Here is a 20,393-nt window from a genome sequence, read left to right on the forward strand (position 1 = left end):
ACTGCCGCGCCGAGGTCCGCCGCCATTGCCGGCTTCCTGTCGTACGCCTGTTCCTTGTAGGTTCGCGCGTGCACGGGCTGTTGAGGATGCGGGCGTGACGGGGGTTGCGGGATGGTGGGGCATCGGCCTGCGGACTGGCATCCGCTCGACCTGGACAAGGATCCGACTCCGGGTGATCCGCAGCGGGTGCGTTCGCTGGCGAAGCAGCTGCACGACTTCGCGGACGATGTCTCCGACGCGTTGCGTCTGGTCAAGGGGATGGCGGGCGAGGACACGCTCCTGGAATGGGCGGGCAAGTCGGCGGAGGCGTTCAAGGAGCAGTTCGGCGGGGTTCCGAAGGACCTGAAGAAGCTGAAGACGTCGTACGAGATGTGCGGCGATGCCCTTGCGGACTACTGGCCGAAGCTGGAGCGTGCGCAGGCGCTGGCGGACCGGGCGCTGGCGAAGGCGAAGGAGGCGCAGGACGACCTCTCCTCGGCCAAGTCGCGTCTGTCCTCGGCGGATTCGTGGGTGACGCGCGCCAACAAGGAAGCCGACAAGTACAAGGATGACCCGACCGGCAGCAAGTCGGACGCCGGCAAGCCGGACGAGGCGAAGGTCCGCGCGGCGACCCGGGACGCCCAGAACGCGAAGTCGGCGCATGACAACGCGCAGTCGGACGTGACGGCCGCGCAGAGTGCGTTGGACGCGGCGAAGAAGATGGCCGAGGACGCGCGGAAGATGCGTGACGAGGCGGCCCGTGAGGCGAAGTCGAAGATCGACGAGGCGTCGGACGCAGGGATCCAGAACCGTAAGTGGTGGCAGGACATCGGCCACTGGTTCGAGAACAACTGGGACTCGATCGTCGCGGTCTGCAAGGTGGTCGTGACGGTCGTCGGGATCGTCGCGATGATCATCGGCGGGCCGATCCTGGGCGCGATCGTGCTGGTGGCGGCACTCGTCGTGCTCGCCGACACGCTCTACAAGTACTCGAAAGGCCGGGCGTCCCTGTGGGACGTGGCCTTCGCGGCGCTGGACTGCATACCCGGTATGAAGGGCATGACCACGCTCGGCGGACTGGCCAAGGGGCTGAAAGGTCTCAAGAGCCTGAAGGGCATGGCGGCAGGGCTGCGCGGTCTGGGCAAAGCAGGTCTCGCCTCCCTCAGGGGCGGCGCGGGGGACCTGGCGAAGCGGGCCAAGGCGCTTGCGGGGCGATGCCCGGGCGGTGACCCCATCGACATGGTCACCGGAGAGATGCTCATGTACGACACGGACATCGAGCTGCCCGGTGTGCTGTCACTGGCTCTCAGACGTACGCACATCTCCACGTACCGGGAAGGGCGCTGGTTCGGAAGGTCGTGGGCGTCCACGCTCGACGAGCGGGTCGAACTGGACGACCAGGGCGTCCTGTTCGCCGCGGAAGACGGGATGATCCTGGCCTATCCGGTCCCCCGCCCGGGACAGCCGACGCTGTCCATCGAAGGGCCGCGATGGCCTCTTGAGTGGGACGGCCCGGAGAGCGGCACCCTGCGCATATACGATCCGGCTCTCGGCGTCACCCGCCATTTCTCGGTGGTGGACGATCAGCTTCCGGGCATGCCCTACATGCTGGTGCTCTCCGCGATGACCGACCGCAATGACAATCGCGTCGATTTCGACCGGCTGCCTGACGGAACCCCGACCGCTGTGCGCCACTCCGGCGGATATCACGTGGTGGTCGAGACGACGGACGGTCTGGTGACCGGTCTGCTTCTGCGCGGCGGTAGGGATGACGGGAGTTCGCAGCCGCTCCTGCGTTACGGCTATTCGTCCGACCGTGACCTCACGGATATCCAGAACTCCTCCGGCATCCCCTTCCGGCTCAGCTACGACGACCAGGCCCGCATCACCTCCTGGACCGATCGCAACGGCAACTGGTACCGGTTCACCTACGACGAGGAGGACCGTTGCATCGAAGGGCGGGGCGCCGGGGGCTTCCTCGACTGCGTCATCTCCTACGACCCGGCGCACCGCACAACGACCTACACGAACTCCTTCGGGCACAGCACGCGATACCACTACGACGAACTCCTGCACCTGGTCCGGGTGACCGATGCGGCCGGCCGCAGCGAATCGCTGGAGTGGGACCGCTACGGGCGCCTGCTCACGCAGATCGACCCGGTCGGAAGGGAGACCTCGTACACCTACGACCAGGCAGGCAATGTCACGGCCGTCATCGGGCCGGACGGCCGCCGGGCGACCGCCGAGTACAACGCGTTCCACCTGCCCGTCGTGACGGTGGGAGTGGACGGCGCGGTGCGCACGTACACCTATGACGAGCGCGGCAACCGAACGTCCGTGAACGAACCAGGGGAAGCGGTGACGCGGTTCACCTACGGCCCCACAGGCGACCTCACCGGCGTGACCGACGCCATGGGCTCGGCTGTCGTCTTCGCGACGAACGCGGCGGGGCTGCCCGTGCGGGTGACCGGCCCGAATGGTGCGGTCGTGGAGTACACGCGGGACGCGTTCGGACGGGTCAGCTCCGTGGTGGACCCGCTGGGCGGTGTGACCCGCATGGCATGGACCGTCGAGGGCAGGCCCAGGGAACGGACCGCGGCCGACGGGAGCCTCGCCACCTGGAGTTGGGATGCGGAGGGAAACCTTCTCTCCCACACGGATGCGGCAGGTACGACCACGGTCTCGCAGTATGCGCACTTCGATCTCCTCGTGAGCCGGACCCACCCCGGAGGAGACAGCCTTCGGTTCGATTACGACACGGAGTTGCGGCTCATCGCTGTCACCAATGAGCGGGAACTCACCTGGCGGTACACCTATGACGAGGTCGGCCGCCTGATGGCCGAGGAGGACTTCGACGGCCGACGGGTGCGCTATGTCCACGACGAGGTGGGACGGCTCGTGAAACAGGCCAACGGAGCCGGTGAAGAGATCGCATACGTACGCGACCTCAACGGGAACGTCGTGCGGAAACAGACCGGCCACTCGATCACGGTGTTCCGCTACGACGACGCCGGGCTGCTCAAGGACGTGCGGTCGCCCGACGCGGACCTCTCGTTCGAGCATGACGCGTACGGGCGGGTCACGTCCGAGACAGTCAACGGGCGTACCAGCAGATTCACATACGACCTCATGGGCCGTCGTCTCAGCCGGATCACTCCGTCGGGGGCGCGGAGCGTCTTCTCGTACGGCGCGGACGGCCTCCCACTGGAACTGCACGCCTTCGGCCACGCTCTGCACTTCGCACACGACAGAGCCGGCAGGCAGACGGAGATCCGGCTCGACGGTGCACTGTCGTTGCTCCAGACATGGGACGCGCTGCACCGTCTACGCCGCCAGACGGTGGTTCCGGCACACGGCGGCGCGCAACGGGACGGGGCCGGGGAGACGGCACTCGACCGTGAGTACCTCCACGCGCCCGCGGGTCTGGTGGAGACGGTGGAGGCGGGGGGCCGAAGGAGCAGCTACACACTGAACGTGGCGGGTCGGGTGACTGCGGTCCGTGCGGATTCCTGGAGCGAGAGCTACGCGTACGATTCCTCCGGAAACCTGGCCTCCGCGCACGGCTCACGAACCGGGCTCGCCGACGAACCGCCGCAGCGGTTCACCTATGACGGCAACCGGCTCACCAGGACCGGCCGGATCACCTACTCCTACGATGCCCAGGGCAGAGTGGTCAAGAGGAGCGCGGCCACCCTCTCCGGCCGGCGCAGGACCTGGACGTACACGTGGGACGCGGACGACCGGATGACCCGTCTGGAGACGCCCGACGGCGCGATCTGGCGCTACTCCTACGACCCGCTCGGGCGCCGGATCAGCAAGGAGCGGCTGGACGCGTCGGGCGCAGTCGAAGAGACGGTCTTCTTCGTGTGGGACGGAAATCGCCTGGCGGAGGAAATACGGCACACCGGTGCTGAGCGGGTGAGCATCACCTGGGAGTATTCACCCGACAGTCATCGGCCAGTGGCCCAGAGCCGACGCGAATGGCTTCGAGATGCTCCCCAGGAAGAGGTGGACCGACGGTTCCGGCTCATCGTCGGTGATCTGGCCGGAAGTCCGACCGAACTGGTTTCCCCCCAAGGGGAGCTGACCTGGAAGAGCAGATCCCTGCTGTGGGGCGAGCAGCTGGATCCAGAAAGTCGTTCCGAAGAATGCCGGCTGCGTTTCCCAGGGCAGTATTTCGATGACGAGAGCGGCCTCCACTACAACTACTTCCGCTATTACGACCCGCAGACGTCCCGCTATCTCTCGCCCGACCCGCTCGGGCTGCTGGCCGGAGCCGATCACTACGCGTACGTCGTCAACCCGCTCGACTGGTCCGACCCGCTGGGCCTTCAGTCCTGCCCGACCTTCAAGGGGCTCGCCTGGCTGACCGACAAACTGCTGAAGCGTCCTTCGTTCAGGTACCAGCGCCTCGTCTCCGGCACGGACTACGAGCAGATATGGAAGCTCGCCGACGGTCGTGAAGTGCACGTGGACGGCGGACCGGCCCATGGCTGGATCATGGAAGCAAAATTCACCGGAGGGAAGGAGAAGGAGTGGGCCAAGTCTGCCTACAATCCTGAGAGTGAATTCTACAGCGAGGAAAAGATAACCAGCCAGGCGGGCAAGCTCCTGGATCTCAATGACGGACTCGGAGGTAAGGGAGTTCGCTACGCCATTTCAAACGAATCGGGCGCCGCTCACTTCCGCGAGGTGCTCGGAAAGCATTTCCCGGACGCGATTGCGAATGGTACACTCGCGGTCTTTCACGTGCCGGGCAATGGGATGAGCGGAATGAGTAAATGGTTGACGTAACCGCTGAACTGGGTCAGCTGTCCGATCTCGACGAACTCACCGGCCCGGCCGTGGCAGCGGTCCTGACCGAGGCGGGGTGGGACGGCGAGCGCAGGAACCCGGCCAAGGCGTGGGCCACCACTTGGCGACGCGCGGGCGCCAGCGCCTGGGTGCAGGGCGCCGGGCCGGTCGAGGTGCAGTTCACCCTCTGGTACCGCGAGGTCGAGGACGAGCGGCCGGACCCCGAGACGTACATCGAGAACCTGTACGACGCTGCCGTCGCCGAACTCCCGTCGGTGGTCGCACGGCTGGAATCCAGCGGGTTGGGAGCACGCCTCCAGGAATCCGGCGAGGACCTGACGGACGGCGAGGACTACATCGAACACACGGCGTGGACGATCTCGGGCAAGGTGCTGCTGGCCGGCGTCAGGCAGAGCGACACCGACGCACCGGTGCAACTCGTCGTCGTGCTGCGTGAACACGCCAAGGACGAGGACGGCGAGGAGAACGAGTGGCTCTGAGGCATCCTCCGGGTGGCCCGCCCTCTGTTTGACCCCCACCACCCCCGGGGTACCCTCTACCGCCCGATTGGCCAGCCCCCCGCCCCCTATGGCAGACTGTCCGAGTTGCTCGGTCGAGTGTTGATGCTGCGCGCCTCCCGCCGGGGGGACCGGAAGCGAGTCCCACAGTACTCGTCAACCCCATGTGGGTTGGACGTACGGGAATCTTCCGGGAAGTGTCGGCGCGGCACCGACCAGGCGCCCGGTGGGCCTTCCGTCCCCGGTCTGCGGTTCCGGTAGGGCCGTGTGCATTCCCCGCAGGGATGTTCGAACAAGGGGCATCTGTGTCAGCGGGGCTGCGACACGCCCGACCGCGTGGGTCGGAGAGGGGCAAGGGGACGCCGGGTTCCAGAGCGTGAGAAGAGACAGGACTACTGAGTAGCCATGGCGGGACAGAAGATCCGCATCCGGCTCAAGGCCTACGACCACGAGGTCATCGACTCCTCGGCGAAGAAGATCGTCGAGACGGTGACCCGTACTGGTGCGTCGGTCGCGGGCCCGGTGCCGCTGCCCACTGAGAAGAACGTGTACTGCGTCATCAAGTCGCCGCACAAGTACAAGGACTCGCGCGAGCACTTCGAGATGCGCACGCACAAGCGCCTGATCGACATCCTCGACCCGACCCCCAAGACCGTTGACTCTCTGATGCGACTCGACCTCCCGGCCGGTGTCGACATCGAGATCAAGCTCTGAGGCCGGTGATCTGAGAATGGCTAAGCAGATCAAGGGCATCCTGGGCGAGAAGCTCGGCATGACGCAGGTGTGGGACGAGAACAACCGTGTCGTCCCGGTCACCGTCGTCAAGGCCGGGCCCAATGTCGTGACCCAGGTCCGTACCAATGACGCCGACGGCTACGAGTCCGTCCAGCTCGCCTTCGGCGAGATCGACCCGCGCAAGGTGAACAAGCCCCTCAAGGGTCACTTCGCCAAGGCCGATGTCACCCCGCGTCGTCACCTCGTCGAGATCCGCACGGCGGACGCCTCCGAGTACACGCTGGGCCAGGAAGTCACCGCCGAGGTGTTCGAGGCCGGCGTCAAGGTCGACGTCACCGGCAAGAGCAAGGGCAAGGGCTTCGCCGGCGTCATGAAGCGCCACAACTTCCGTGGCCTCGGCGCCGGGCACGGTACCCAGCGCAAGCACCGCTCGCCCGGTTCCATCGGTGGCTGCGCCACCCCCGGCCGTGTGTTCAAGGGCCTGCGCATGGCGGGTCGCATGGGCAACGAGCGGGTCACCACCCAGAACCTGACCGTCCACGCCGTTGACGCGGAGAAGGGTCTGCTGCTCATCAAGGGCGCGGTTCCCGGTCCGAACGGCGGCCTCGTCCTGGTCCGCACCGCGGCCAAGGGGGCCTGAGGTTAACCATGAGCACCCCGATGAACATTGACATCCTTTCGCCCGCGGGCGAGAAGGCCGGTTCCGTCGAGCTCCCCGCGGAGATCTTCGACGTCGAGAAGATCAGCATCCCGCTGATCCACCAGGTCGTCGTCGCGCAGCTGGCCGCCGCCCGCCAGGGCACGCACAAGACGAAGACGCGTGGCGAGGTCCGTGGTGGTGGCAAGAAGCCGTACCGCCAGAAGGGCACCGGCCGCGCCCGCCAGGGTTCGACCCGCGCGCCGCAGTTCGCCGGTGGTGGCGTCGTGCACGGTCCCGTGCCGCGTGACTACTCGCAGCGGACCCCGAAGAAGATGAAGGCCGCGGCCCTGCGCCACGCCCTCACCGACCGGGCCCGCCACAACCGCATCCACGTCGTCTCCGGCGTGACCGAGGGCGAGACCCCCAGCACCAAGTCCGCCAAGAGCCTGTTCGGCAAGATCAGCGAGCGCAAGAACCTGCTCCTGGTCATCGACCGCTCCGACGAGGCCGCCTGGCTCTCCGCCCGCAACCTGCCCCAGGTCCACATCCTGGAGCCGGGCCAGCTGAACACGTACGACGTTCTCGTCTCGGACGACGTGGTCTTCACCCAGGCCGCTTTCGAGTCCTTCGTCGCCGGTCCGAACAAGGCCACCGACACCGAAGGGAGCGAGGTCTGATGGCCACCCGTCACCCCTCTATCGCCTCGAAGGCGGCCAAGGCCGCCAAGGCCGCGCGCGTCGCCAAGGCGCGCCGCCACGCCGCCGAGGGCAAGAACACCGTCGTCACCCCGGCCAGCAAGGCGTACACGGACCCCCGTGACGTGCTGCTGAAGCCGGTCGTGTCGGAGAAGAGCTACGCGCTGCTCGACGAGAACAAGTACACGTTCGTCGTCGATCCGCGGGCCAACAAGACCCAGATCAAGCAGGCCGTCCAGGCGGTCTTCGACGTCAAGGTCACCGGGGTCAACACGATCAACCGTCAGGGCAAGCGCAAGCGGACCCGCACCGGCTTCGGCCAGCGCGCGGCCACCAAGCGCGCGATCGTGACCCTTGCCGAGGGCGACCGTATCGACATCTTCGGCGGTCCGACCGCGTAAGCGGTCGGGATCGTCCAGATTTCGGAAATACTTCCGAGGACTGAGAGACAATGGGAATCCGCAAGTACAAGCCGACGACTCCTGGCCGTCGTGGCGCCAGCGTCGCCGACTTCGTCGAGGTCACGCGGTCCACGCCGGAGAAGTCGCTGGTTCGCCCCCTGCACAGCAAGGGTGGCCGTAACAACTCCGGTCGTGTGACCGTCCGCCACCAGGGCGGTGGCCACAAGCGCGCCTACCGCGTGATCGACTTCCGTCGGCACGACAAGGACGGCGTGCCGGCGAAGGTCGCGCACATCGAGTACGACCCCAACCGCACCGCGCGCATCGCGCTGCTGCACTACGCCGACGGCGAGAAGCGCTACATCCTCGCGCCGCGCGGCCTGGTCCAGGGCGACCGTGTCGAGAACGGCCCCGGGGCCGACATCAAGCCGGGCAACAACCTCGCCCTGCGTAACATCCCGGTCGGTACCACCCTGCACGCCATCGAGCTGCGTCCGGGCGGCGGCGCGAAGTTCGCCCGCTCCGCCGGCGCCTCCGTGCAGCTGCTCGCGAAGGAGGGCACCATGGCCCACCTGCGCATGCCGTCCGGTGAGATCCGCCTGGTCGACGCCCGCTGCCGCGCCACTGTCGGCGAGGTCGGCAACGCCGAGCAGTCGAACATCAACTGGGGCAAGGCCGGCCGCAAGCGGTGGCTGGGCGTCCGTCCGACCGTCCGTGGTGTGGTCATGAACCCGGTCGACCACCCGCACGGTGGTGGTGAGGGCCGGACCTCCGGTGGTCGCCACCCTGTGTCCCCGTGGGGCAAGAAGGAAGGCCGTACTCGTTCTCCCAAGAAGGCGAGCAACAAGTACATCGTCCGCCGCCGCAAGACGAACAAGAAGCGCTAAGGACGGGTTGAGATGCCTCGTAGCCTGAAGAAGGGGCCCTTCGTCGACCTCCACCTGATCAAGAAGGTGGATGCCCAGAACGAAGCCGGCACCAAGAACGTCATCAAGACCTGGTCCCGTCGCTCGATGATCGTCCCGGACATGCTGGGCCACACGATCGCGGTGCACAACGGCAAGACCCACATCCCGGTGTTCGTCACCGAGTCGATGGTCGGCCACAAGCTCGGCGAGTTCTCGCCGACCCGCACCTTCCGGGGTCACGTCAAGGACGACCGGAAGTCGAAGCGCCGCTAGGGCGCGGATCGCAACAGACACGTAAGAAACTGAAGGGACAACCATGGAAGCCAGGGCCCAGGCGCGGTACATCCGCGTCACGCCCATGAAGGCCCGCCGTGTGGTGGACCTCATCCGTGGCATGGACGCCACGGAGGCCCAGGCTGTTCTGCGATTCGCTCCGCAGGCAGCCTCCGTGCCGGTCGGCAAGGTGCTCGACAGCGCCATCGCCAACGCCGCGCACAACTACGACCACCCCGACGCCGACTCGCTGTTCATCTCCGAGGCGTACGTCGACGAGGGCCCGACCCTGAAGCGGTTCCGGCCGCGCGCCCAGGGCCGTGCCTACCGGATCCGCAAGCGGACCAGCCACATCACCGTGGTCGTCAGCAGCAAGGAAGGAACCCGGTAATGGGTCAGAAGGTAAACCCGCATGGGTTCCGACTCGGTGTCACCACTGACTTCAAGTCGCGCTGGTACGCCGACAAGCTGTACAAGGACTACGTCAAGGAAGACGTCGCCATCCGTCGGATGATGACGTCCGGCATGGAGCGCGCCGGCATCTCCAAGGTCGAGATCGAGCGCACCCGTGACCGCGTCCGCGTGGACATCCACACCGCGCGTCCGGGCATCGTCATCGGCCGCCGTGGCGCCGAGGCCGACCGCATCCGCGGTGACCTGGAGAAGCTGACCGGCAAGCAGGTCCAGCTGAACATCCTTGAGGTCAAGAACCCGGAGACGGACGCTCAGCTGGTGGCCCAGGCCGTCGCCGAGCAGCTGTCCTCCCGCGTCTCCTTCCGCCGCGCCATGCGCAAGAGCATGCAGTCGGCGATGAAGGCGGGCGCCAAGGGCATCAAGATCCAGTGCGGTGGCCGTCTCGGCGGCGCCGAGATGTCCCGCTCGGAGTTCTACCGCGAGGGCCGGGTGCCCCTGCACACGCTCCGCGCCAACGTGGACTACGGCTTCTTCGAGGCCAAGACGACCTTCGGCCGCATCGGTGTGAAGGTCTGGATCTACAAGGGCGACGTCAAGAACATCGCCGAGGTCCGCGCCGAGAACGCCGCCGCCCGTGCGGGCAACCGCCCGGCCCGCGGTGGCGCAGGCGACCGTCCGGCCCGTGGTGGCCGCGGCGGCGAGCGGCGCGGTCGCAAGCCGCAGCAGGCCGGCGGTGCCGAGGCTCCCAAGGCTGAGGCGACCCCGGCGGCTGCTCCGGCTGAGGCTGCGTCCTCTTCTTCTGGCGGAACGGAGGCCTGACCGACATGCTGATCCCCCGTAGGGTCAAGCACCGCAAGCAGCACCACCCGAAGCGCTCCGGCGCTGCCAAGGGCGGTACCCAGGTTGCGTTCGGCGAGTACGGCATCCAGGCGCTGACCCCGGCATACGTCACGAACCGCCAGATCGAGGCGGCTCGTATCGCCATGACCCGCCACATCAAGCGTGGCGGCAAGGTCTGGATCAACATCTACCCGGACCGTCCGCTGACGAAGAAGCCGGCCGAGACCCGCATGGGTTCCGGTAAGGGTTCTCCGGAGTGGTGGATCGCCAACGTCAAGCCCGGACGCGTGATGTTCGAGCTGTCGTACCCCAACGAGAAGATCGCCCGTGAGGCGCTGCTGCGCGCGGCCCACAAGCTGCCGATGAAGTGCCGGATCGTCAAGCGCGAGGCAGGTGAAGCGTGATGTCGGTCGGCACCAAGGCGTCCGAGCTGCGCGAGCTGGGCAACGAGGAGCTGCTGGGCAAGCTCCGCGAGGCCAAGGAAGAGCTGTTCAACCTCCGTTTCCAGGCGGCGACCGGTCAGCTTGAGAACCACGGCCGTCTGAAGGCGGTCCGCAAGGACATCGCGCGGATCTACACCCTGATGCGCGAGCGTGAGCTGGGCATCGAAACGGTGGAGAGCGCCTGATGAGCGAGAGCAACGTGACTGAGACTGCAACCAACAGCGGCGAGCGCAACGCCCGCAAGACCCGTGAGGGTCTGGTCGTCAGCGACAAGATGGACAAGACCGTCGTCGTCGCCGTCGAGGACCGCGTGAAGCACGCGCTGTACGGCAAGGTCATCCGCCGTACCAACAAGCTCAAGGCGCACGACGAGCAGAACGCTGCCGGCATCGGCGACCGCGTCCTCCTCATGGAGACCCGGAAGCTGTCCGCCACCAAGCACTGGCGCATCGTCGAGATCCTCGAAAAGGCCAAGTAGTTATTCCTGCGGGGCAGCTGCCTCGCAGGACAGTTCCGCCAGGCTCGGCGAGAGGCGTGACGCATTCGCGCCTCTCGCCGGGAACCGGCAGACACACAGGAGATAGACGTGATCCAGCAGGAGTCGCGGCTGCGTGTCGCCGACAACACGGGTGCGAAGGAGATCCTTTGCATCCGTGTACTCGGTGGCTCCGGCCGTCGCTACGCGGGCATCGGTGACGTCATCGTCGCCACCGTCAAGGACGCGATCCCCGGCGGCAACGTGAAGAAGGGTGACGTCGTCAAGGCGGTCATCGTTCGCACCGTCAAGGAGCGCCGCCGTCCGGACGGCTCGTACATCCGCTTCGACGAGAACGCCGCCGTCATTCTGAAGAACGACGGCGACCCTCGTGGCACCCGCATCTTCGGCCCCGTGGGCCGTGAGCTGCGCGAGAAGAGGTTCATGAAGATCATCTCCCTCGCGCCGGAGGTGCTGTGAGCATGAAGATCAAGAAGGGCGACCTGGTTCAGGTCATCACCGGCAAGGACAAGGGCAAGCAGGGCAAGGTCATTGCCGCTTTCCCGCGCGAGGACCGCGTCCTGGTCGAGGGTGTCAACCGGGTCAAGAAGCACACCAAGGCCGGTCCGACGGCCGGCGGCTCGCAGGCCGGCGGCATCGTGACCACCGAAGCGCCGGTCCACGTCTCCAACGTCCAGCTGGTCGTGGAGAAGGACGGCAAGAAGGTCGTCACGCGTGTCGGCTACCGCTTCGACGAAGAGGGCAACAAGATCCGCGTTGCCAAGCGGACGGGTGAGGACATCTGATGGCTACCACCACCGCTCCGCGTCTGAAGACGAAGTACCGCGACGAGATCTCCGGCAAGCTGCGTGACGAGTTCAAGTACGAGAACGTCATGCAGATCCCGGGCCTCGTCAAGATCGTGGTCAACATGGGTGTGGGCGACGCCGCCCGCGACTCCAAGCTGATCGAGGGCGCCATCCGCGACCTCACCACGATCACCGGTCAGAAGCCGGCCGTCACCAAGGCCCGTAAGTCCATCGCGCAGTTCAAGCTGCGTGAGGGCCAGCCGATCGGTGCCCACGTCACGCTCCGTGGCGACCGCATGTGGGAGTTCCTGGACCGCACCCTGTCGCTCGCGCTGCCGCGCATCCGCGACTTCCGTGGTCTGTCTCCCAAGCAGTTCGACGGCCGTGGCAACTACACCTTCGGTCTCACCGAGCAGGTCATGTTCCACGAGATCGACCAGGACAAGATCGACCGCACCCGGGGTATGGACATCACCGTGGTCACCACGGCGACCAACGACGCTGAGGGCCGCGCGCTCCTTCGTCACCTCGGCTTCCCGTTCAAGGAGGCGTGAGCGAGATGGCGAAGAAGGCTCTGATTGCCAAGGCTGCTCGCAAGCCCAAGTTCGGTGTGCGTGCGTACACCCGCTGCCAGCGCTGCGGCCGTCCGCACTCCGTGTACCGCAAGTTCGGCCTCTGCCGCGTGTGCCTTCGTGAGATGGCCCACCGTGGTGAGCTGCCGGGCGTGACCAAGAGCTCCTGGTAGTTCCGGCTCACCCGTCGCCCGACCACCGTCCTTCAGGGGCGGTTCGCCGGGCCGACGGGCTGGATCGGAATTCGCCAGGCTCTCGGTAAGCAGTGGGCGTGTCAGGTGCCCTCCGCTCCATGGCTTAGGCTTGGAGGGTTGGGCGCCTGACTTCCGCCCAGACGACTTACTACGCCGTAGGTCCACCGCACCGCACCTGCCCCGTCTCGGATCGGGGAGAGGGACGGCGCACCAGGAAACCCCGGCGAGAGAGGCCGAAGGCCAATTCATGACCATGACTGATCCGATCGCAGACATGTTGACGCGTCTGCGGAACGCGAACTCGGCGTACCACGACTCGGTGGGGATGCCGCATTCCAAGATCAAGTCGCACATCGCGGAGATCCTCCAGCAGGAGGGCTTCATCACGGGCTGGAAGGTCGAGGACGCCGAGGTCGGCAAGAACCTCGTCCTCGAGCTGAAGTTCGGCCCGAACCGTGAGCGCTCCATCGCGGGCATCAAGCGGATCTCCAAGCCCGGTCTCCGGGTGTACGCGAAGTCCACCAACCTGCCGAAGGTGCTCGGCGGCCTGGGCGTGGCGATCATCTCCACGTCGCACGGGCTCCTCACCGACAAGCAGGCCGGCAAGAAGGGCGTGGGTGGGGAAGTCCTCGCCTACGTCTGGTAGCAGAAGGGAACGGAGGAAACAGCTATGTCGCGCATCGGCAAGCTCCCCATCGCGGTTCCCGCCGGCGTGGACGTCACCATCGACGGCCGCATGGTTTCGGTCAAGGGCCCCAAGGGCTCGCTGACCCACACCGTCGCCTCGCCGATCGACATCGTCAAGGGCGAGGACGGCACCCTGCGGGTGACCCGCCCCAACGACGAGCGTCAGAACAAGGCCCTGCACGGCCTGTCGCGCACGCTGGTGGCGAACATGATCACCGGCGTGACCCAGGGTTACGTGAAGAAGCTCGAAATCAGCGGTGTCGGTTACCGCGTGACCGCCAAGGGCTCGAACCTGGAGTTCGCTCTCGGTTACAGCCACCCGATCACGGTCGAGGCCCCTGAGGGCATCACCTTCAAGGTGGAGAGCCCGACCCGCTTCTCGGTCGAGGGCATCGACAAGCAGAAGGTCGGCGAGGTCGCGGCCAACATCCGCAAGCTGCGCAAGCCGGACCCGTACAAGGCCAAGGGCATCAAGCTTGAGGGCGAAGTCATCCGCCGCAAGGTCGGAAAGGCGGGTAAGTAAGCCATGGCATACGGGCAGAAGATCCTCAAGGGCGACGCCTACAAGCGCGCCGCGATCAAGCGCCGTCACATCCGGATCCGCAAGCGGATCTCGGGTACGGCGGAGCGTCCCCGTCTGGTCGTGACCCGCTCCAACCGTCACATCGTGGCGCAGGTGATCGACGACCTGAAGGGCCACACCCTGGCCTCGGCGTCCACCCTGGACACGTCGATCCGCGGCGGCGAGGGCGACAAGTCCGCGCAGGCCAAGCAGGTCGGCGCCCTGGTCGCCGAGCGGGCCAAGGCCGCCGGTGTCGAGGCTGTCGTGTTCGACCGTGGTGGCAACCAGTACGCCGGGCGCATCGCCGCCCTGGCGGACGCCGCCCGCGAGGCCGGGCTCAAGTTCTGAGTCGCTTCCGAGCTAGCGGAAACAGAGAGAGGTAATCCAATGGCTGGACCCCAGCGCCGCGGTGGCGGTGCCGGTGGCGGCGAGCGGCGGGAGCGCAAGGGCCGTGACGGCGGCGCAGCCGCCGCCGAGAAGACCGCGTACGTCGAGCGCGTCGTCGCGATCAACCGCGTCGCCAAGGTTGTGAAGGGTGGTCGTCGCTTCAGCTTCACCGCGCTGGTCGTGGTGGGCGACGGTGACGGCACCGTGGGTGTCGGTTACGGCAAGGCCAAGGAGGTGCCGGCCGCCATCGCCAAGGGTGTGGAGGAGGCCAAGAAGCACTTCTTCAAGGTCCCCCGGATCCAGGGCACCATCCCGCACCCGATCCAGGGTGAGAAGGCTGCCGGTGTCGTCCTCCTCAAGCCGGCTTCGCCGGGTACCGGTGTGATCGCCGGTGGTCCCGTGCGTGCCGTCCTGGAGTGCGCCGGCATCCACGACGTGCTGTCGAAGTCGCTCGGCTCCGACAACGCGATCAACATCGTGCACGCGACCGTGGAGGCCCTGAAGGGCCTGCAGCGTCCCGAGGAGATCGCGGCCCGCCGTGGTCTGCCCCTGGAGGACGTCGCCCCCGCGGCCCTGCTGCGTGCGCGCGCCGGGGCGGGTGCGTGATGGCTCAGCTGAAGATCACGCAGGTCAAGTCCTACATCGGCAGCAAGCAGAACCACCGTGACACCCTGCGGTCGCTTGGTCTCAAGGGGATCAACACCGTGGTCGTCAAGGAGGACCGCCCCGAGTTCCGCGGCATGGTGCACACCGTCCGCCACCTCGTGTCGGTCGAGGAGGTCGACTGATCATGGCGGAGCAGAACCCGCTCAAGATCCACAACCTCCGTCCGGCCCCGGGCGCCAAGACCGCCAAGACCCGTGTCGGTCGTGGTGAGGCGTCGAAGGGCAAGACGGCCGGTCGTGGTACGAAGGGCACGAAGGCCCGCTACCAGGTTCCGGAGCGCTTCGAGGGCGGCCAGATGCCGCTCCACATGCGCCTCCCGAAGCTGAAGGGCTTCAAGAACCCGTTCAGGACCGAGTACCAGGTCGTGAACCTCGACAAGCTGGCCGAGCTCTACCCCGAGGGTGGCGAGGTCACGGTCGAGGGTCTGGTGACCAAGGGCGCCGTTCGCAAGAACAGCCTGGTCAAGGTGCTGGGCCAGGGTGAGATCTCGGTGGCGCTGCAGGTGACGGTCGACGCCGTCTCCGGCTCCGCCAAGGAGAAGATCACTGCCGCCGGCGGCACCGTCACCGAGCTCGTCTGACTCTTTCGGACGTCTCGATGACCTGAACGATCCCGACCGGGGATACTCCACAAATGGGGTATCCCCGGTTGGTCGTTCCAAGGGGGGCAGTCTCGCCGGTAAGGTGGCCTGCACTGCCCACTTACATCAGGTGCTGCTCATGGGGCACTCTGATCGGCAGTTGGCCGTTACGTACTTGTCGAATTCGTCGAACTTCAAGACCGTCACCCTTGACGCAGTCGCGCGGGGGGTCGCAGGAGGCACCGTGCTCACCGCGTTCGCCCGGGCGTTCAGGACGCCCGACCTGCGCAAGAAGCTGCTCTTCACGCTGGGCATCATCGTGGTCTACCGGGTCGGTACCCACATCCCGATCCCCGGCGTCAACTACCAGGCCGTCCAGCAGTGCGTGAAAGAGGCATCCGGGAACCAGGGCCTCTTCGGTCTCGTCAACATGTTCAGCGGCGGCGCGCTGCTGCAGATCACCGTCTTCGCCCTCGGCATCATGCCGTACATCACGGCGAGCATCATCCTTCAGCTGCTGACCGTGGTCATCCCGCGCCTGGAGGCCCTGAAGAAGGAGGGCCAGTCCGGTACGGCGAAGATCACGCAGTACACCCGGTACCTGACCGTGGCGCTGGCGATCCTCCAGGGCACCGGTCTGGTGGCCACCGCCCGCAGCGGCGCCCTGTTCTCCGGCTGCACCGTCGCGTCGGGCATCGTTCCCGACCAGGCGATCTTCACGACCATCACCATGGTCATCTGCATGACCGCGGGTACGGCCGTCGTGATGTGGCTCGGTGAGCTGATCACCGACCGCGGCATCGGCAACGGCATGTCGATCCTGATGTTCATCTCGATCGCCGCGACCTTCCCGTCCGCGCTGTGGGCGATCAAGAAGCAGGGCACCCTGGCCGGCGGCTGGATCGAGTTCGGGACCGTCATCCTGGTCGGCCTGGTCATGGTCGCGCTCGTCGTCTTCGTCGAGCAGGCCCAGCGCCGTATCCCCGTGCAGTACGCGAAGCGCATGATCGGCCGTCGTTCGTACGGCGGTACGTCCACCTACATCCCGTTGAAGGTGAACCAGGCGGGTGTCATCCCCGTCATCTTCGCGTCCTCGCTGCTCTACATCCCGGCCCTGATCGCGCAGTTCGCCGGGGGCAACTCCGGCTGGAAGCAGTGGATCACCACGAACCTCACCAAGGGTGACCACCCGATCTACATCACCCTTTACTTCTTGCTCATCGTTTTCTTCGCGTTCTTCTACGTGGCGATCTCCTTCAACCCCGAGGAAGTCGCCGACAACATGAAGAAGTATGGTGGCTTCATCCCGGGCATCCGGGCTGGCCGACCGACCGCTGAGTACCTCTCGTACGTGCTCAACCGGATCACCTGGCCGGGTTCGCTGTATCTGGGTCTGATCGCTCTCGTACCGACGATGGCGTTGGTTGGCTTTGGGGCAAGCCAGAACTTCCCGTTCGGTGGCACCAGCATCCTGATCATCGTGGGTGTGGGTCTGGAAACGGTGAAGCAGATCGAGAGCCAGCTCCAGCAGCGCAATTACGAAGGGTTCCTCCGCTGATGCGAATCGTCCTCGTCGGGCCGCCGGGCGCTGGTAAGGGAACGCAGGCCGTGCGGCTTGCCGGGAAACTGGGCGTCCCGCACATCTCCACGGGCGACCTGTTCCGGGCCAACATCAGCCGCCAGACGGAGCTGGGGAAACTCGCGAAGTCCTACATGGACGCCGGAAACCTCGTCCCCGACGAGGTGACCATCGCGATGGCCAAGGACCGCATGGAGCAGGCGGACGCCGAGAACGGCTTCCTGCTGGACGGCTTCCCGCGGAACGTCTCCCAGGCCGGGGCGCTGGACGAACTGCTGGAGAACGAGGGCGTCAAGCTGGACGCGGTGCTCGACCTCGAAGTCCCCGAGGACGAGGTGGTCAAGCGCATCGCCGGCCGCCGCACCTGCCGCAACAAGTCGGAGCACGTCTTCCACGTGACCTACAGCCCGCCGAAGCAGGAGGGCGTCTGCGACATCTGCGGCGGCGAGCTGTACCAGCGCGACGACGACTCCGAGGAGACCGTCCGCACCCGGCTGGAGGTCTACCACACGCAGACCGAGCCGATCATCGACTACTACAAGACGCAGGGCCTGGTCGTGACGATCTCGGCCCTGGGCCCGGTGGACGTGATCACACAGCGGGCGCTGGAGGCGCTGAAGCGTGACGAGGACGCCGAGAACTAGTTCTCGGGCGTCGAACCGGCCGCGGTTGCCCTCCCCCGGATTCCGTCCGGGGGACCCCAGGGCACCGCGGCCGTACTGTTGTTGAGATACGTGTACTGACCGACCGAGCGAGTGACGGAGAGCGCAGGCCCCCATGGTGCAGATCAAGACCCCCGAGCAGATCGCCAAGATGCGTGCGGCGGGGCTGGTCGTCGCCGCGATCCACGCGGCCACCCGCGAGGCCGCCGTCCCCGGCGCCAGCACCAAGGACCTGGACGAGGTCGCCCGCAAGGTGCTCGCCGAGCACAACGCGACACCGAACTTCCTCGGGTACGGCGGTTTCCCCGCCACCATCTGCACCTCGGTGAACGAGGTCGTCGTCCACGGCATCCCGTCGGACGAGGTCGTCCTCAAGGACGGCGACATCATCTCCATCGACTGCGGCGCGATCGTGGACGGCTGGCACGGCGACGCCGCGTACACGGCCTTCGTGGGCTCCGGTCACGCTCCGGAGCTGGTGGAGCTGTCCCGGGTGACCGCGGAGTCCATGTGGGCCGGGATCGCGGCGATGAAGCCGGGCAGCCGGCTCGTCGACGTCTCCCGGGCCATCGAGACCTACATCCGCCGCCAGCCGAGGCCCGGCGGCGGCCGGTACGGGATCATCGAGGACTACGGCGGCCACGGCATCGGCACCGAGATGCACATGGACCCGCACCTGCTGAACTACGTGGACCGCAAGCGCGGCAAGGGCCCCAAGCTGGTGCCCGGCTTCTGCCTGGCGATCGAGCCGATGGTCTCCCTGGGCACCCCGAAGACGGAGGTGCTCCAGGACAACTGGACGGTGATCACCACCGACGGCACCTGGTCCGCCCACTGGGAGCACTCCGTCGCGCTGACCGAGCAGGGACCGCTGGTGCTGACCGCTCCCGACGGCGGCCGGGCCAAGCTGGCGGAGTTCGGCATCACGGCTGCGCCCGACCCGCTCGCATAACGATCTCCGGTCCGGGGCAGACTTTCCCGATTCGTCTTTCCGGGTGCACTGGCGTAGACTGACGCGTCGGCTCTCGTGCACCCGCATGTCCGCATGCGCCCGTGAAGGGACGCAAGGGAGTCGATCAAGGTAGTCGATTCGAAGGGCGAAGCGTGGCCAAGAAGCAGGGTGCCATCGAGATCGAGGGCACTGTCGTCGAGTCTCTTCCGAACGCCATGTTCAAGGTCGAGCTCCAGAACGGCCACCAGGTCCTGGCACACATCAGCGGCAAGATGCGCATGCACTACATCCGCATCCTCCCTGACGACCGGGTCGTGGTGGAGCTGTCTCCGTACGACCTGACGCGTGGCCGGATCGTCTACCGATACAAGTAGATCTTGCCCGCGCCCCGGTTATGCCGGGGCGATGGCACTGACCCGGAGAACCTCACATCCCATGAAGGTCAAGCCGAGCGTCAAGAAGATCTGCGACAAGTGCAGGGTGATCCGCCGTCACGGTCGGGTCATGGTGATCTGCGACAACCCGCGCCACAAGCAGCGCCAGGGCTGACACAGGACCGCACCTCTGCATCACGCAGGGCTTCGCGCGACGCAAGCTGAATATGTTCATACGCAGGACCCGGACACCCCTCGCACGGGTTTCCGACACCCCCGGCTCGGAGGCCGGGGACCCAGTTCGTACCTGGTACGGCGGCTGGGATCCGGTCCTGTGGAAGACCTCCGACAAGCAACTGGAGCCATTGAATGGCACGCGTTTCCGGTGTTGACATCCCGCGCGAAAAGCGCGTGGAGGTCGCCCTGACCTACGTGTTCGGCATCGGCCGGACTCTCTCGCAGGAGACGCTGGCTGCGACCGGCGTCGACCCGAACACCCGCGTCCGCGACCTCTCCGAGGAGCAGCTCGTCGCGATCCGCGAGTACGTCGACAGCAACATCAAGACCGAGGGTGACCTCCGTCGTGAGATCCAGGCCGACATCCGCCGCAAGGTGGAGATCGGGTGCTACCAGGGTCTCCGTCACCGTCGCGGTCTGCCCGTTCGCGGCCAGCGCACCAGCACCAACGCCCGCACCCGCAAGGGCCCGCGTCGCGCCATCGCCGGCAAGAAGAAGCCGGGCAAGAAGTAGTCCGCAGCGGACACCTGTCCACGGTCTTCGCTGTAGGACCGACCACCTCCCGTAGGAGTTAGTAGATGCCCCCCAAGGGTCGTCAGGGCGCTGCCAAGAAGGTGCGCCGCAAGGAAAAGAAGAACGTCGCTCACGGCCACGCGCACATCAAGAGCACGTTCAACAACACGATCGTCTCGATCACGGACCCGTCCGGCAACGTGATCTCCTGGGCCTCCGCCGGCCACGTCGGCTTCAAGGGCTCCCGGAAGTCCACGCCGTTCGCCGCGCAGATGGCCGCCGAGTCGGCCGCCCGCCGCGCCCAGGAGCACGGCATGCGCAAGGTCGACGTGTTCGTGAAGGGCCCGGGTTCCGGCCGCGAGACCGCGATCCGCTCCCTTCAGGCCACGGGTCTTGAGGTCGGCTCCATCCAGGACGTCACCCCGACCCCGCACAACGGCTGCCGTCCGCCCAAGCGCCGCCGCGTCTGACGCGTCGCGCGGGCTGTGGTTCCGGGCGGTACCT

The 20,393-nt window shown here is 66.5% G+C and carries 30 protein-coding genes; all 30 read left to right on the forward strand.

Annotated elements, in window-relative coordinates; all coding sequences use genetic code 11:
• Positions 1 to 111: 111 nt before the first annotated feature.
• The 30 genes from ACFY2B_RS01215 (at position 112) to rpsK (ending at position 20,359) form a co-directional block, all read left to right on the forward strand.
• Positions 112 to 4,773 carry an RHS repeat-associated core domain-containing protein gene (locus ACFY2B_RS01215; protein WP_390761063.1) on the forward strand — a complete coding sequence of 1,554 codons (4,662 nt, stop codon included), beginning with the start codon at positions 112 to 114 and terminating at the stop codon, positions 4,771 to 4,773.
• A complete protein-coding gene (locus ACFY2B_RS01220) occupies positions 4,761 to 5,273 on the forward strand; it encodes a hypothetical protein (RefSeq protein WP_390761064.1) in 513 nt (170 codons plus the stop codon). The genes ACFY2B_RS01215 and ACFY2B_RS01220 overlap by 13 nt, the downstream gene beginning before the upstream one ends.
• Positions 5,274 to 5,696: 423 nt before the next feature.
• Positions 5,697 to 6,005 (forward strand): 30S ribosomal protein S10, encoded by a 309-nt coding sequence (gene rpsJ, locus ACFY2B_RS01225; RefSeq protein WP_003948644.1) that lies wholly within the window; start codon positions 5,697 to 5,699, stop codon positions 6,003 to 6,005.
• A gap of 16 nt (positions 6,006 to 6,021) precedes the next feature.
• Positions 6,022 to 6,666: a 50S ribosomal protein L3 gene (rplC, locus tag ACFY2B_RS01230; protein WP_031477844.1), complete on the forward strand. Its 645-nt coding sequence runs from the start codon at positions 6,022 to 6,024 to the stop codon at positions 6,664 to 6,666.
• 8 nt (positions 6,667 to 6,674) lie between these two features.
• Complete coding sequence (rplD, locus tag ACFY2B_RS01235; protein ID WP_390761065.1) at positions 6,675 to 7,343, forward strand: 50S ribosomal protein L4; 669 nt, start codon at positions 6,675 to 6,677, stop codon at positions 7,341 to 7,343.
• The gene (gene rplW, locus ACFY2B_RS01240) at positions 7,343 to 7,762 is read left to right on the forward strand and encodes a 50S ribosomal protein L23 (protein WP_376533038.1); all 420 of its coding nucleotides are present in this window, start codon (positions 7,343 to 7,345) and stop codon (positions 7,760 to 7,762) included. The genes rplD and rplW overlap by 1 nt, the downstream gene beginning before the upstream one ends.
• A gap of 50 nt (positions 7,763 to 7,812) precedes the next feature.
• The gene (gene rplB, locus ACFY2B_RS01245; protein ID WP_390761066.1) at positions 7,813 to 8,649 is read left to right on the forward strand and encodes a 50S ribosomal protein L2; all 837 of its coding nucleotides are present in this window, start codon (positions 7,813 to 7,815) and stop codon (positions 8,647 to 8,649) included.
• Between the two features lie 12 nt (positions 8,650 to 8,661).
• Positions 8,662 to 8,943, forward strand: coding sequence for a 30S ribosomal protein S19 (gene rpsS, locus ACFY2B_RS01250; RefSeq protein ID WP_376533036.1), 282 nt, complete (start codon positions 8,662 to 8,664; stop codon positions 8,941 to 8,943).
• 43 nt (positions 8,944 to 8,986) lie between these two features.
• Positions 8,987 to 9,334, forward strand: coding sequence for a 50S ribosomal protein L22 (rplV, locus tag ACFY2B_RS01255; protein ID WP_390761067.1), 348 nt, complete (start codon positions 8,987 to 8,989; stop codon positions 9,332 to 9,334).
• Positions 9,334 to 10,176 carry a 30S ribosomal protein S3 gene (gene rpsC, locus ACFY2B_RS01260; RefSeq protein WP_390761068.1) on the forward strand — a complete coding sequence of 281 codons (843 nt, stop codon included), beginning with the start codon at positions 9,334 to 9,336 and terminating at the stop codon, positions 10,174 to 10,176. The genes rplV and rpsC overlap by 1 nt, the downstream gene beginning before the upstream one ends.
• A gap of 5 nt (positions 10,177 to 10,181) precedes the next feature.
• A complete protein-coding gene (gene rplP, locus ACFY2B_RS01265; RefSeq protein WP_143627890.1) occupies positions 10,182 to 10,601 on the forward strand; it encodes a 50S ribosomal protein L16 in 420 nt (139 codons plus the stop codon).
• The gene (gene rpmC / locus ACFY2B_RS01270; RefSeq protein ID WP_389012224.1) at positions 10,601 to 10,825 is read left to right on the forward strand and encodes a 50S ribosomal protein L29; all 225 of its coding nucleotides are present in this window, start codon (positions 10,601 to 10,603) and stop codon (positions 10,823 to 10,825) included. Before rplP ends, rpmC begins: the two co-directional genes overlap by 1 nt.
• Entirely contained in the window at positions 10,825 to 11,118 is a 294-nt protein-coding gene (rpsQ, locus tag ACFY2B_RS01275) for a 30S ribosomal protein S17 (protein ID WP_390761069.1), read from the forward strand. The genes rpmC and rpsQ overlap by 1 nt, the downstream gene beginning before the upstream one ends.
• A 108-nt stretch (positions 11,119 to 11,226) precedes the next feature.
• Complete coding sequence (rplN, locus tag ACFY2B_RS01280; protein ID WP_376533033.1) at positions 11,227 to 11,595, forward strand: 50S ribosomal protein L14; 369 nt, start codon at positions 11,227 to 11,229, stop codon at positions 11,593 to 11,595.
• Between the two features lie 2 nt (positions 11,596 to 11,597).
• The gene (gene rplX, locus ACFY2B_RS01285; RefSeq protein ID WP_390761070.1) at positions 11,598 to 11,921 is read left to right on the forward strand and encodes a 50S ribosomal protein L24; all 324 of its coding nucleotides are present in this window, start codon (positions 11,598 to 11,600) and stop codon (positions 11,919 to 11,921) included.
• On the forward strand, positions 11,921 to 12,478 hold the full coding sequence (gene rplE, locus ACFY2B_RS01290) for a 50S ribosomal protein L5 (protein WP_376533031.1): 558 nt from the start codon (positions 11,921 to 11,923) through the stop codon (positions 12,476 to 12,478). Before rplX ends, rplE begins: the two co-directional genes overlap by 1 nt.
• Positions 12,479 to 12,483: 5 nt before the next feature.
• Entirely contained in the window at positions 12,484 to 12,669 is a 186-nt protein-coding gene (locus tag ACFY2B_RS01295; RefSeq protein ID WP_003956452.1) for a type Z 30S ribosomal protein S14, read from the forward strand.
• Positions 12,670 to 12,937: 268 nt separating this feature from the next.
• Positions 12,938 to 13,336 carry a 30S ribosomal protein S8 gene (rpsH, locus tag ACFY2B_RS01300; protein WP_043443042.1) on the forward strand — a complete coding sequence of 133 codons (399 nt, stop codon included), beginning with the start codon at positions 12,938 to 12,940 and terminating at the stop codon, positions 13,334 to 13,336.
• 24 nt (positions 13,337 to 13,360) lie between these two features.
• Positions 13,361 to 13,900: a 50S ribosomal protein L6 gene (gene rplF / locus ACFY2B_RS01305; RefSeq protein WP_390761071.1), complete on the forward strand. Its 540-nt coding sequence runs from the start codon at positions 13,361 to 13,363 to the stop codon at positions 13,898 to 13,900.
• Positions 13,901 to 13,903: 3 nt separating this feature from the next.
• Positions 13,904 to 14,287 carry a 50S ribosomal protein L18 gene (rplR, locus tag ACFY2B_RS01310; RefSeq protein WP_019980869.1) on the forward strand — a complete coding sequence of 128 codons (384 nt, stop codon included), beginning with the start codon at positions 13,904 to 13,906 and terminating at the stop codon, positions 14,285 to 14,287.
• 39 nt (positions 14,288 to 14,326) lie between these two features.
• Entirely contained in the window at positions 14,327 to 14,932 is a 606-nt protein-coding gene (gene rpsE / locus ACFY2B_RS01315) for a 30S ribosomal protein S5 (protein ID WP_376533028.1), read from the forward strand.
• On the forward strand, positions 14,932 to 15,114 hold the full coding sequence (rpmD, locus tag ACFY2B_RS01320) for a 50S ribosomal protein L30 (RefSeq protein ID WP_039656212.1): 183 nt from the start codon (positions 14,932 to 14,934) through the stop codon (positions 15,112 to 15,114). The genes rpsE and rpmD overlap by 1 nt, the downstream gene beginning before the upstream one ends.
• Positions 15,115 to 15,116: 2 nt before the next feature.
• Positions 15,117 to 15,572 carry a 50S ribosomal protein L15 gene (gene rplO, locus ACFY2B_RS01325; RefSeq protein ID WP_376533027.1) on the forward strand — a complete coding sequence of 152 codons (456 nt, stop codon included), beginning with the start codon at positions 15,117 to 15,119 and terminating at the stop codon, positions 15,570 to 15,572.
• Between the two features lie 244 nt (positions 15,573 to 15,816).
• Complete coding sequence (gene secY, locus ACFY2B_RS01330) at positions 15,817 to 17,130, forward strand: preprotein translocase subunit SecY (protein ID WP_376533026.1); 1,314 nt, start codon at positions 15,817 to 15,819, stop codon at positions 17,128 to 17,130.
• Positions 17,130 to 17,795 carry an adenylate kinase gene (locus ACFY2B_RS01335; protein WP_390761072.1) on the forward strand — a complete coding sequence of 222 codons (666 nt, stop codon included), beginning with the start codon at positions 17,130 to 17,132 and terminating at the stop codon, positions 17,793 to 17,795. The genes secY and ACFY2B_RS01335 overlap by 1 nt, the downstream gene beginning before the upstream one ends.
• A 133-nt stretch (positions 17,796 to 17,928) precedes the next feature.
• Positions 17,929 to 18,765 carry a type I methionyl aminopeptidase gene (gene map, locus ACFY2B_RS01340; protein ID WP_390761073.1) on the forward strand — a complete coding sequence of 279 codons (837 nt, stop codon included), beginning with the start codon at positions 17,929 to 17,931 and terminating at the stop codon, positions 18,763 to 18,765.
• Positions 18,766 to 18,917: 152 nt separating this feature from the next.
• Positions 18,918 to 19,139: a translation initiation factor IF-1 gene (infA, locus tag ACFY2B_RS01345; RefSeq protein ID WP_003948620.1), complete on the forward strand. Its 222-nt coding sequence runs from the start codon at positions 18,918 to 18,920 to the stop codon at positions 19,137 to 19,139.
• A gap of 61 nt (positions 19,140 to 19,200) precedes the next feature.
• Positions 19,201 to 19,314, forward strand: coding sequence for a 50S ribosomal protein L36 (gene rpmJ / locus ACFY2B_RS01350; protein WP_003974245.1), 114 nt, complete (start codon positions 19,201 to 19,203; stop codon positions 19,312 to 19,314).
• Between the two features lie 194 nt (positions 19,315 to 19,508).
• Entirely contained in the window at positions 19,509 to 19,889 is a 381-nt protein-coding gene (gene rpsM / locus ACFY2B_RS01355) for a 30S ribosomal protein S13 (protein WP_018543922.1), read from the forward strand.
• A 65-nt stretch (positions 19,890 to 19,954) separates the two neighbouring features.
• Positions 19,955 to 20,359 (forward strand): 30S ribosomal protein S11, encoded by a 405-nt coding sequence (gene rpsK / locus ACFY2B_RS01360; RefSeq protein ID WP_003956432.1) that lies wholly within the window; start codon positions 19,955 to 19,957, stop codon positions 20,357 to 20,359.
• Positions 20,360 to 20,393 lie beyond the last annotated feature (34 nt).

This window comes from Streptomyces sp. NPDC001270 (assembly GCF_042896695.1).
In the GTDB taxonomy this organism is placed as follows: domain Bacteria; phylum Actinomycetota; class Actinomycetes; order Streptomycetales; family Streptomycetaceae; genus Streptomyces.